Genomic DNA, 11,396 nt, shown 5'->3' on the forward strand with positions numbered 1-11,396 from the left:
TTTCATATCCGCTTCGGGTCGAGCCTTATCGGATTGCAGGGCAGAATTCGCTGGATGGCCCCAGAGCGAGATCCCCCTGACGAGGAGTGTTCAGGGCAAACGCTCCGGTATCGTCGCGCGGAAAGAAGCTCGGGCCGAGTTCGCGTTCGAAGAACCCATTCCCGACCTCGTAGAAGCAGCGATCCATGACCGCCGTCACGGGAAAGCTGCGCTGAACAACGGGTTGTCCGAAGGGGGCGCCTCGGCGCGGGACGTCGCAATAGCCGGTCACGTCTACCGGAGCCGACCCATCGAGCCTGATTGTCCTCGACGTGCCGGGGCGAACCGTCACTGCTCCACCATCCCCTTGGCCCACTACGAGCGTCAATGTCGACCGGTTGGCAACTTTGCGTAGGCAGGACGCCTCGGCTTCGCTGAACCCTGTCACGAGAACCACGAGGGTCGCGAAGCCGGCCGCGAGCGACGTCAGGCGGATGGGCATGTGAAGACCTCTCAAAGGTTGGGATTGCGGAGAACGTGACATCAAAACCGGATTGGCGGTATCAGCGGTTAATTCCACCAGGACCGCCGGATGTTCCACCGGTACCCGGCAGGGCGCCGGTCCCAGGGGGGCCACCGACGCCGGTTCCGACGCCCGCACTGGAGGACGGCCCCGATGCCGCACCCGCACCACCGACCGGAGGCTTTCCAACCGGAGACCCGGGAGAAACGGAGTTTGTCGATGGCATGCCAGAGGCGCTCCCTGAGGGTGTGTCAGCTTCACCACTCTGCGATGGAGCCGTGCCGATGCCGGCCGGAGCCGGAATGCTCTGAGCAAGTACGGTCCCCGTCAGCAATAGGACGAGACAAGGTGCGAGCACGACGGGTCTGGCGATCATCGAAACGGGTCCTGGAAGAACAGAGATATAGGGCAGAACTCGGCGTAGCTCGCTTCCGTTCAACCACGATGCCAAGGAAGCGTGGGATCTGCCAATCCTCCCACGGTCAGGAGGCATGAAGCGCCTTCTGCAACTCGTCCTTCGACATACTCGAGCGACCGCGGATATTTTCCGATCGGGCCTTCTCCATCAGTTGGGCCTTGGTAGGCCCATCCGAGGCCTTGCGGGACTTGGATCCACCTTTCCGGGCGGAGGCCGCTTTCTCGGCTACGTCCTTCGGCTGACTGGAAAACTGCTTCCCGTTTTTCGTGTCAGCACGCTTCTTTCGGGTCGAGCGGTCGTACTCCTCCTTTGACAAGGAGGAACGTGCTTTCTTTGGAAGATACCGTTCGCCCGTCTCGCCGCTCGGCTCGCCGGATTTCGTATCCCATTCCTCATTGGACCATTGCGTAAGGCTGTTGTCCTTGGACTTCCGTCCCTTGTAACCGCCTCCGGCCTCTTTATAGGCCTTCGTCGCCGCTTGAGCTTTGCGGGCGGACCATTGGCCGGGTTTGCCTCCTTTATCCGAGGAGGTGACCTCGGACTTGATTTTATCCCACAGCTTAGGATCGGACTTCTCTGCGCTGGCGGCCATCGTTCAAGCCTTTGCTTGTTTCCATGCGATCAACATGCGCCGGAAGGGCCAGTTCCCGGGGTGTGACGTGTCATCAATCCGTGTGAAAGCACGACGATACAGGTGCTTCGACCGCGAAGGCTCCGGTACCGCAACATTGACTTGAGAAGCCAGAGCCTTCACCTCGCGAGCGCGCAGGGCGGTTATCCCACGGCGAGAGAAACGGAACCTTTCAAATGAGCGAAAGCGGATTGGCGAAGCCCACGGTGTTCATCGATGGGGAGGCCGGCACCACCGGGCTCGGCATTCGCGAACGCCTGGAGCGCGAGGGCCGCGTCTCCCTGAAAAGTATCCCTCATGAGAGCCGCAAAGACATCGCGGTCAAACGGGCGCTGTTGGCTGACGTAGATCTCGTCGTCCTCTGCCTGCCCGACGACGCTGCTAAGGAAACGGTGGCTTTGGCCGATGCTCTTCCGGCTGGCGGTCCCCGCATTCTCGATGCGAGCACCGCCCACCGCGTCAGCCCCGGTTGGGCTTACGGCTTCGCTGAGTTGAACGCCGGCCAAGCACAGGTGATCCGCGAGTCGCGGCACGTCGCCAATCCCGGCTGCTATCCCACCGGGGCGATCGCGTTGGTACGGCCCCTTGTCGACGCTGGATTGCTGCCGTCGGACACGCCGATCAGCGTCAATGCGGTAAGCGGCTACAGCGGTGGCGGCAAGAGCATGATCGAAGCCTATGAGGCCGGCGACGCATCGGCGTTTCAGCTCTACGGCCTCGGCTTTGCACACAAGCACCTGCCGGAGCTTCAAACCTATGGCGGCTTGACCCGTAGGCCAATCTTCATCCCATCCGTGGGAAACTTCCGCCAGGGCATGTTGGTCAGCATTCCGCTTCACCTCGATACTCTGCCGGGGCGTCCGGATGCGGCAGCACTGGAAGCGGCTCTCGCAGCCCATTACGCCGGCAACACCTTGGTGACGGTGATACAGACCAGCCCGAACGACAAGCCGGATGCCGAGGGCCTGAACGATACTGATCGTCTCGAACTAAGGGTCTATGGAACACCGGACCATTCCCAGGCGCTGCTCGTTGCCCGGCTCGACAACCTTGGTAAAGGCGCCTCCGGTGCCGCTGTTCAGAATATTGGCCTCATGCTCGGGCTGGATTAAACGAACGACGCGGACAGGACTCACTACACTATCCGGGCCTGTCCATATTATGGGGCGTGGCTCGGGTATCGCCGGATCGGTCGACTGACGGAAATTGGAACTTGGCGCCGAGACTTCACGCGGCGTCATTCGAACAATGCGTATATAATATTTCTGGCAGCGCATTTCCCATGCGAGAGCGCATCGCCATAGGCTGGCTCGGCCGCGGAGTTGCGACAGCCATACGTCGATTCTCGGACATCGAAGCCACCAACGAGTCCAACTTCATCCTCCTTCCTCTCCGACCCGACAAAGACTATCCCCACGCGCATTAGTTGTATTTTGTTCGTCCCGTTGACGGGACATCCATATTCAGCAAAATTACGGCGGATATTTCAGACCGACCTTCACGACTCATCTTAAAAAGAGACCGCTTGAGAATCTGCCCCTCATCGTGCCGCTGATGTTCGAAGCAATACGGCGCATATTTTTTGCATGAAGGTGCGGTTTTGACTGAAGTTACAGGGAACAGATTTCCGTTGAACAGGTTAGCCACCGTCGCCTGCCAACACGGCGATGAGGTAAGTTTCTTGTCGCTCAATGAAAGTCGAAAAACTCACCGTATGCCCCGTCGAAGTCGATGCTTGTTTCTAAGAAGCTTTTCCTGATGCGAGAGGAAGGTACAATTCCACGAGCACCTTGAAGATGTCAGACGAGGAGGCCAAAGATCCGCCGCTACCGCTGCCGAACTCCTACCTCGAAACGTCATGAGAGGGGAGGTATACGATTGCAAACTCTTAATTTCTACGATTTGCCGGCCTTCCACACCAGAAGTCGCGACATCTGCTATTCGGCGAAGGTGGAAAATCACCTTCTACTCCAACATCGGGATCACGGCATGACATCTGGACAAATAGCCCCACCGACAAGGCTGAATGATGGATCTTCCCGATGCGTGGCAGTGCGCCGTGCAGTTGGATTCGGCTGCAGCAACGACCTTTGAGCTTATGCGAAGTGGCGGGAGCGGACTTACCCCCGGATGGAACTTCGAGGTTGGCCCAGGTGGATTTGCCAGTCGTGATTGTTTTGACCGGCAGACAATCCCACCCACGAAGTTTTCCCCTGCGACCTTTGTCGGGTCTGGTGATGAGCGAGCCGCCGCGAGGCGTTGATGCGCTGAAATGATGGATAAACTCTGCTTGGTGCCACGCCCAAACGTATGGGGATCGCATGATATGGCTCTCGCAGACGGCGAAAACCCGATACACACGAGCGAATGATCCTTAAAACACCGAATTTCCTGCAATAACATCTTGCGATAGGTGAAAACAGAGCTTAGTCTCGTGTACAGTTTCAACAAATTGAATCGATGGTACGAATATCATGAGTGAATCAGACACTGAATCGGCTCGTCTTATCACCTTAGCGGCTGATATCGTTTCCGCTTACGTCAGCAACAATCACGTTCAAAGCGCGGAACTGCCTAAGCTTTTAAGCGATGTGCACGAAGCCATTCGCACTGTGAGCACGAGCAATGCACCGGCGGTGGACACTGGGCCGCCCAAGGCGACGCCGCAGGAGATCCGCCGCTCCGTGACCCCGGATTACTTGGTCAGCTTCGAAGACGGCAAGCAGTACAAGACGCTTCGCCGTCACCTCACGCTACGGGGACTGACCCCTGAGCAATACCGGGCAAAATGGGGTCTGCAGCCCGACTATCCGATGACGTCCGCCGCTTATTCCGAACAACGGTCCGAGCTAGCTCGTGCACTCGGTCTCGGCCAGCAGCGTCGTAAGACTGTGACCAAGTCAGCTCCAGAAGAGGTTGTGAGCGAGCCGGTGGAAGAAGCTGTCGCTCCCGCGCCGGAAAAGAAGCGTCGCGGCCCGCGCAAGAAGCAGGCGGCCTGAGTCTTTTCCAAAGACCCGACCTAGTATCATCCGGGTCATCCGACAAAGCCTACTTCCGGCATGCGCCGCGAAGTAGGCTTTGCCGCGGAAAATGCTGAAATTTGCAGGAAGGTACGGTTTTTATAGGAGCTTTAGGCGAGCCGTGGATTGACGAGGATTGGACTTTATAATTGTTGTCTCAACCGTCGATCACCCTTGGTCGGACATGCCGCAAACACAGGATCTGCGGTAGAGGAAGCCATGAAAATCCTGCTGCCTTGGGGCGCAGGCCCGTACGGTGCTCTCCACACTTGATCAGCCAAGGCAATCGGCGAGGGGTAATGACAGCCCTCCAGGGCGGTGTTAGGAAAAGCGCGGCGTCCCGACTCCGTAGCTCAGCTGGATAGAGCAGCCGCCTTCTAAGCGGCAGTTGACAGAGCAGCCGCTGCCCATCCTACAGAGTGCAGAGCAGCTGGCGTGACCTGACGCCGGACCCCGCGTAGCACGCCAGTGGCAATGGATTTCCCCGCAGCTTCCCTCGAACGAATCGCCAAGGGGGGGGGTACCATCATCGGTGACTGTCGAGTGGTTCGATCCCTGTGCCTGGTTGGCGCTCGATGGCACACACGCCCGGGTCTGCCGGGTTCACAAGGGCAAAAGAACTCGGGTCGCTCCCGGGCCCTTTCGCTTTGGGCCGCCCCGAACATGTAAAACGATTCCACAAGCGCGATCCGGGAATCGTTTTACATGTTGGCTGGTCCGGGCTTCAGGCGGCCTTGAACGAATCGCTGGCAGGGGGCAACCTTTCCCCCTGGCTGGGGGCGACGGCCACTGCTTGGCCGCTCCGACAGCCGCCGCCCCAAGGGTTCGTCATCGGTGCAAGGGCTCGGGGAAAACTAGGCCCTTTCGCTTTCAGGCCGCGTCGATCTGCTGCCCCACGATGTCGAGGACCTTATCGATACGGCGGACCTCGGCCTCGTCGCCGGCATTGAGGGCCTCCACCCACCTCATCCCGAGCATGCGGCTCTGTTCCATGATCCCGGCGATGTGAGTGGCCTGCGCGACCACCTTCCTGGCTTCGGCGTCATCGATCCAATCGTACACCGTGGTGTTGAGCCACCGGCCATCCGTGCTTTCCTCGCCCTCAACAGAGGCGCGGACCGCGAGCTTGCACCAGCGACCGTCGCGGCCCTGGAGGGGAGGGAAGGCATACTCCTTCAGGAGGGGGTACCAGTAGGCCCGAGGCCTAGCGTGACTGGGTGCCCGCAGAAAACGAAGGCGAGGGTGTCGTCCATCCCGGCTGAGCAGAGGGCGGCCCCAAGCGCCACCTGGGTGTCGGCGGCCATGGCCTTGATCCGCTCCACTCGAAACCCGAGGTGGCCCGCCACCTTGGAGGCGGAGGCGCAGATCGTGTCCCCGGCGCCGTACTCAATGACCGCGATGACGACGTCCGGGCAGGCGCGGTGGCTCTTGCTGGTCTCGGGCTTGAGCCAGGAATCGACGGACATCTCGGAGTCCCGGGGGATGCAGGCGACGTCGCCCTTCGTGAGGGGGGGACGCTCCATAAGGGAGACGAGGCGGTCGGATTTGGACATGGTGTTGGCTCGAGGGTTCGAGGGATCAGGCGAAGCGGGCATGGATGGCGGCCACCTCGGGCTCGTTCCACTTGCTGACCTCGACCAGCGCGCCCTCGCGAACGACCCAGAAAACATTGGTGTGGTCCTGGAACACCACACCCTCGATAAGGCGGAAGTCGAAGCGAATGTACGGGCCGTTGTCGTAGACCAAGGTGCCCTTCAGAAACTCGCGGGCGAGGCCGAACTTCGCGTCCCGGCCGATGATCTTGCCGAGCTAGGTTGGGTGGCGGAGGTTGCCGGGCTGGAGAAGGAACTTGGCCATGGCAGGCTTGGCGGGGGCGGCGAGCCACGGCCCACGTCTAGCGAAGGGAGACACCAACGAACTGGCGGTCACACTCGACGGTTAAATCGAGAATGAAGGCAGCGTTCCGGGCGATGAACCAGCCGGTGCGAAAAGGGCGGATTTGTTGATTGCTGCGGTCATGGGGCTCCCCTTTCTGAGGAGAGCTATATGGTACAACGCACCTAGTCGATTGAAGGACTGGACGGCCTGGGTCCAACGGTCACGATCCGGAAACTTGGACCCAGATATGATTGGGCATGCCTCGCCGACTCACGTTTCCCCGCGCCGCCTACCACTTCCCTGACCGGCATTGGACTCGGTCCGAATTCTGGTCGACTCGCTTCGAGAACGACGTCCCGCGCCTGACGCTCAGCGCCCTCTGGCAAATTGCGCCGCTCGATGATGAAGTCCGGGCGTTTGTGCAGACGTGCGACAGGTTCATCGCGTGGGAGATCAGACACACTAGGGAGGGCGATATCATTGCCCTTTTCTGGTGCCCCGTCGGTTGGCAACGTGAGGAGACCTACACTGCGCTTCGGGGGGAGGGCGGTCGGCTGCCAGTTCAATTCACGCCTTACGACCACCAGGTATGCGTAACGGCCGAGCGTGTTTGGACGTGTGGCGGCGGCGACCGAACGCACGAGTCGATCGGCATGCTCGTTCACGCCCTCGACAACACCTGGTGGGGCGGCGAACCCGGGTTCGATTTCTATCGTCGCCCATTCCCGGACGAGGTCGTCTTGTCGCATGAGGACGCCGAGGCGTTGAGGGGGCTGGGAGCCTAGCGCCGCTCCCGCCCGAAGAGGGCGTCACGGCCCTCTTGTGCCGCGACCGCTCGCTGCGCGATCTCCTCGGCCATCTCTAGACGGTACTTGGCGACCCACGTTTCATGGGCCGCCATCTGCCGGGCGTCATGCCGGCATACAGCCGTGCGAATTCGCGGATCTCGTTTCCGGTGGGCATCTGGTCCGTGCCCCTGTCGGAGTGTCTAAAGACATGGGCCAAGACCCGGGGGAGCCGCGACGCCGCGGCGGGATCCTTGAATGTGTCTAGGTCGACGTTCGACGGCTGGTGCGACGGCCGCGGCGCTTCCCAGGAGGCCATGGTTCGCAGGCTCATGACGCTCATAGACACTACTAGCCGTTGACGACGCGCAAACCTTGAAGAGTAGAAATTGTCAGTATAGATAGGACAATACCAGAAGCGGCTTGCCCACAAGCCGTCCGGTACAGCAGGGAACCTCACATGCTCATTATCGACCGAATGGTGGCGATGGTCCGCTCCGGCCCAAGCCCCTCACCGGAGGAACGCGCTGCGGCCGCCGCCCGGTATCAGGCGGAGGAGCATGCCAGGCAGGTCCGGCAGGCAGAAGAGCGCGAGGCGTTCCTCACGGCCGCACCCCGGTATGTCCTCCCCGACGGCTCCGCGTGGCGTTCGGCCCAGATGCTCGGACGCCTGAGCAACGGCGGTGAGCGCGACCGCGGCCGCCTGTACCACATCGTCTCCGAGGACGGCTGCGGCCCGATGGGCGGGGCCGGGAGCGCCCTGTGCGGGGCCACGCCGGGCCGGCGCTCGGTCGGTTGGGGCGACGTCGAAGGCACCCCTGCGACCTGCCCGCGTTGCCTGAAGCGGGTGGCGTCATGAGGTCGACCACCATCATCATCAGGGGGTACACGTGGGGGCAACGCCACTGCATGTGGCCCGTCGCGAATGACCACCCCGGCCAGTTCTGCGTCGACGTAGTCTACCTCGCCGGCCCCACCCAGGACCTCCTCCCTTGCGCGTAACGCTCTACCCCGTCCCGGCTGGGACCCCCGCCGTCGGGCACGCCGTCGGGTACGTCTCGGGCTCCCCGATCTCCAACCTCGCCGGGTCCCCACCCCCGGCGGGACCATTGCTGTCCTACGAAAGCCGTCAGGCCCTGATCGATGGCCAGCCGGTGGATCATGCCGAGATCGCGGAGGCCCTCCACTTGGAGATTGAACGCGTTGCCAAGCGCGTCTTCGGTCCCGATTTCGTAGGCCCCCTGAGCCTGGCCTCGGGCCTTAACGTCAGGTCCCTGGCACGCGGCCGCTTGATTTCCCACGGCCTCCCGGCGCCCCTACTCGACATGCTCGGCCGGGCGGCCGCGACCCCACACCCCCGGGCTACCGGGTATATGCTCCAGGCGGTCGCGTACCTCTGGGACGAGCACGTCAACTCTCATGGTATGGGCGAGCCTGGGCAGGGGCCAGGGCCGCTCTCCGCCCAGGGTCGCGAGGCCCTCGGACAGCGCTGTGAGGAGATCCTCGACCGTGCGCTCGGAATGGTCGCCGCCATGCAGGGGGAGGCGGCCGCGGCCCGGGCCCGGACTGCCGTGCTTAAGGCAACGCTCCGTTAACGATTCGTGTGTATGGCTGGCGCCTTGAAGCTCCGTCTCTGACGGCGCGTCTGGAGGCTCCAGTCATGACGAAGAACACCCCCCGGGGTGCGCGCCCCCGTGCGCCTGCCAGCGATCCGTTCGCCCCCCATCATCCCCCGTCTGTAGACCTTCTCGACCAGGGCCTCGATTTCCTGGACTGCGATCCGATGGCGGACGCCATCCATTGGTCGACTGGCATCCTGCTCGACCTGCCGGACCAGCCTCTCCCTGTGCGTGCCGCGCTTGAGAAGCTGTCGTCCTGCCGGGTGTCGCTCTCGTCGCTCTCGCATACGGAGAGCGTGTGTGAGGAGCTCTCGGAGGACCTCAAGCTGGGTCAGGACCACCGCGACACGTACGGCGATTGGGCGACCCGGTGCGTCTACTACCAGGCGTTCCTAGGCGACCATGTCTGCGCATTGCGGTGTGCCGTCCGCGTCTGGCAGATCGCCATGGCCGGCGGGCATAGCGAGCTCAGTCTCTCGAACTTGATCACGACGCACGCGGAGATGATGACCATCGCGGCTTGCTGCGATGAGGGGGAATGGCGGCCAAAGACGGAGCCGCGCTCGGTCCGCCGACAGCGCGATGGGCGCAGCGCGCTGGAAATTATCGTACGTTCTGTGCCGCCGCTTGAATGGCCATACAACGCCAAGCGGGGGCCGGTCCGGGACGACACCGGCTTCGACCCCCGCGACGCCGACGAGGACGATCTGCCCGAGCCGGGTGAGGCGGGGCACCTCGTCCTGCGGTCGACGTCACACCTGAACACGTCCGCACAGAAGGAGTGGAAGTCCGTCACCGGCACCCTGCTGCCGCTCACCCCGGTGCCCGATCTCGCGGAGGCCTCGACCACGCTGTCACGCGAGTTCCCGCATCTCCGGGGCGAGATCGACGGCATCCTGCGCACGCAAGTCGGAAGGCCGTACGCCCGCCTGCCGTTCACGATTCTGGTCGGCGAGCCAGGCGCCGGAAAGACCAGGGCGGCCCGGCGGCTATGCGAAGTCCTGGGCCTGCCGGTCACGGTCTACAGCGCGGCAGGGTCGGCAGACGGGACCATCATCGGGACGTCACGGCAGTGGAACTCGTCTCGTGCGTGCGTCCCCCTGCAGGCTATCCAGCAAGCCCTACGGGCGACGGTCGCCGTCATCGTGGACGAGGTCGACAAGGCGGGGTCCCGCTCGGACAACGGCCGCATCGTCGACGGGCTGCTCACGCTCATCGAGCCGGAGAACGCGTCGCGGTACCACGACCCGTCGCTTGAATGCGCCGTGGACATCTCGCCGGTCTCCTGGATTGCGACGGCAAATTCCCTGTCCGGCATCCCGCAGGCGCTGCTCGACCGCGCTCGGACCGTCCACATGCCGAGCCCCACCAAGGCGGACCTCCCGGCCCTGGCCCGCTCTATCGCGGCGGACGTCCGGGCGGAGCGGGGCGTCGACCTGGCATGGATGCCGGACCTCGACGGCGACGAGATCGAGCTCGCCGCGAGGGCATGGACGAAGCCATCGCTCCGGCAGCTACGAAGGATAGTCGAAACAATTCTTGCCGGGCGCGATGCGCTCGCCACAATGAATTGACGGAGGGGAAGGTGATCGAAAATCCCCGCCTCATCGCCCTGTTCGGCCTAAGCCTCTCAGTGATCCACCTGGCCCACGACCGCCTCATCACGGATGAGGACCTGCAGGCCATCACCACCCTCATCCAGTCCCTCATCGACAGCGCGAAGGAGGACCACGATGCAGCGTGACACACTCCCCGCGATCCGCGAGCGCGTCCGCTTCGCTTGGTCCATCGAGCGATCCTGTGGCCTGTTCGCGGTAGCCGCCGGGATCCGGATCGACCGCATCATCGAGGCGGAGGCGGCGGGCCGGATCGCGACGCACGACGCGATCCGGATGGCCACGGAGGCCGAGGCGGCCGCCCTTTGCTTCACCCCTCTCGCCCTCCGGTGACGGACGTCTACCGAAATCTGACCCGCCGCTGCTGGTCGATCCGGGAACGCGGCCGCGTCGTCGGGCACCTCCATTCCCTGACCCTGGCCGACACCGTCATGGTGGTCCGGCCAGGGTCTCGGGCCAGGGTTTTACGGACCGGCAATCGCGAGGTCCACGCCTGGGTCATGGGCACAATCGTCCCACACGCCGGCGTCCCCACGGGGGCCGCGAGGCTCCACTACCGGCCGTTCCTGGCCGGCCATTTCACGGACGAATGCGGCCGGCCCGTCGTGGCGGCCGCATTGGTTTTCTTCGGCGGGGACGGCAGGGCATGGCACAGCGAAACAGGTACCCCGGCACCAGGATCGACCTGACGGGGCTCCCCGACCGCCCCCTGTTCCACGACTGGATCGTCGAGCCGGACGACCGGTCCGCGGATGGGGCGGTGCTCACCGGGACGGTCTACGGGCACCCAAAGTTTCCTGATGGGACGGTCGTGACGACGAGCACGGTCCAGGCTTTCGATGCGGCCGCGGGATGGGCGTACTGCTACTCGACGGGTCTCGTGCGGCTGGGCCGGTGCCGAGACCCCGAGGCCTGCGAAACCGTGGA

14 protein-coding genes are annotated in these 11,396 nt (G+C 63.0%); 9 read left to right on the forward strand and 5 right to left on the reverse strand.

Annotated elements, in window-relative coordinates:
* Positions 1–25: 25 nt before the first annotated feature.
* On the reverse strand, positions 26–481 hold the full coding sequence (locus tag IPV08_RS22550) for a hypothetical protein (protein WP_207413862.1): 456 nt from the start codon (positions 479–481) through the stop codon (positions 26–28).
* A 503-nt stretch (positions 482–984) separates the two neighbouring features.
* Positions 985–1,512 (reverse strand): hypothetical protein, encoded by a 528-nt coding sequence (locus IPV08_RS22555; RefSeq protein WP_207413864.1) that lies wholly within the window; start codon positions 1,510–1,512, stop codon positions 985–987.
* Between the two features lie 215 nt (positions 1,513–1,727).
* Here IPV08_RS22555 and argC point away from each other — a divergent pair, with 215 nt between their 5' ends.
* Together argC and IPV08_RS22565 are read left to right on the forward strand one after the other, a co-directional pair.
* Positions 1,728–2,663 (forward strand): N-acetyl-gamma-glutamyl-phosphate reductase, encoded by a 936-nt coding sequence (gene argC, locus IPV08_RS22560; RefSeq protein ID WP_207413866.1) that lies wholly within the window; start codon positions 1,728–1,730, stop codon positions 2,661–2,663.
* A gap of 1,362 nt (positions 2,664–4,025) precedes the next feature.
* Positions 4,026–4,550, forward strand: a complete 525-nt coding sequence (locus tag IPV08_RS22565; RefSeq protein WP_056432877.1) for a MucR family transcriptional regulator — start codon at positions 4,026–4,028, stop codon at positions 4,548–4,550.
* A gap of 891 nt (positions 4,551–5,441) precedes the next feature.
* On the opposite strand, the gene IPV08_RS22570 is transcribed toward IPV08_RS22565, so the two are convergent.
* The 3 genes from IPV08_RS22570 to IPV08_RS22580 all read right to left on the reverse strand — a co-directional run bounded on the left by IPV08_RS22570 (position 5,442) and on the right by IPV08_RS22580 (position 6,317).
* Complete coding sequence (locus IPV08_RS22570; RefSeq protein WP_056452350.1) at positions 5,442–5,633, reverse strand: hypothetical protein; 192 nt, start codon at positions 5,631–5,633, stop codon at positions 5,442–5,444.
* 113 nt (positions 5,634–5,746) lie between these two features.
* Positions 5,747–6,124, reverse strand: a complete 378-nt coding sequence (locus IPV08_RS22575) for a hypothetical protein (protein WP_056452353.1) — start codon at positions 6,122–6,124, stop codon at positions 5,747–5,749.
* 25 nt (positions 6,125–6,149) lie between these two features.
* The gene (locus IPV08_RS22580) at positions 6,150–6,317 is read right to left on the reverse strand and encodes a hypothetical protein (RefSeq protein ID WP_156652579.1); all 168 of its coding nucleotides are present in this window, start codon (positions 6,315–6,317) and stop codon (positions 6,150–6,152) included.
* A 785-nt stretch (positions 6,318–7,102) separates the two neighbouring features.
* On the opposite strand from IPV08_RS22580, the gene IPV08_RS24995 reads away from it, so the two are divergent.
* From IPV08_RS24995 to IPV08_RS22610, 7 genes are all read left to right on the forward strand, one after another.
* Positions 7,103–7,234, forward strand: a complete 132-nt coding sequence (locus IPV08_RS24995) for a hypothetical protein (protein ID WP_280137490.1) — start codon at positions 7,103–7,105, stop codon at positions 7,232–7,234.
* A gap of 460 nt (positions 7,235–7,694) precedes the next feature.
* Positions 7,695–8,093, forward strand: coding sequence for a hypothetical protein (locus tag IPV08_RS22585; RefSeq protein WP_056452361.1), 399 nt, complete (start codon positions 7,695–7,697; stop codon positions 8,091–8,093).
* A 133-nt stretch (positions 8,094–8,226) separates the two neighbouring features.
* Positions 8,227–8,829, forward strand: coding sequence for a hypothetical protein (locus IPV08_RS22590; RefSeq protein WP_056452364.1), 603 nt, complete (start codon positions 8,227–8,229; stop codon positions 8,827–8,829).
* A gap of 65 nt (positions 8,830–8,894) precedes the next feature.
* Complete coding sequence (locus IPV08_RS22595) at positions 8,895–10,427, forward strand: AAA family ATPase (protein WP_207413868.1); 1,533 nt, start codon at positions 8,895–8,897, stop codon at positions 10,425–10,427.
* Positions 10,428–10,438: 11 nt separating this feature from the next.
* Positions 10,439–10,597, forward strand: coding sequence for a hypothetical protein (locus tag IPV08_RS22600; RefSeq protein WP_207413870.1), 159 nt, complete (start codon positions 10,439–10,441; stop codon positions 10,595–10,597).
* Positions 10,587–10,802, forward strand: a complete 216-nt coding sequence (locus IPV08_RS22605) for a hypothetical protein (RefSeq protein WP_207413872.1) — start codon at positions 10,587–10,589, stop codon at positions 10,800–10,802. The genes IPV08_RS22600 and IPV08_RS22605 overlap by 11 nt, the downstream gene beginning before the upstream one ends.
* A 313-nt stretch (positions 10,803–11,115) precedes the next feature.
* A partial coding sequence (locus tag IPV08_RS22610) for a hypothetical protein (protein WP_207413874.1) occupies positions 11,116–11,396 on the forward strand: 281 nt, incomplete at its 3' end.

The organism is Methylobacterium sp. SD274 (assembly GCF_017355285.1).
Taxonomy (GTDB): Bacteria; Pseudomonadota; Alphaproteobacteria; order Rhizobiales; family Beijerinckiaceae; genus Methylobacterium.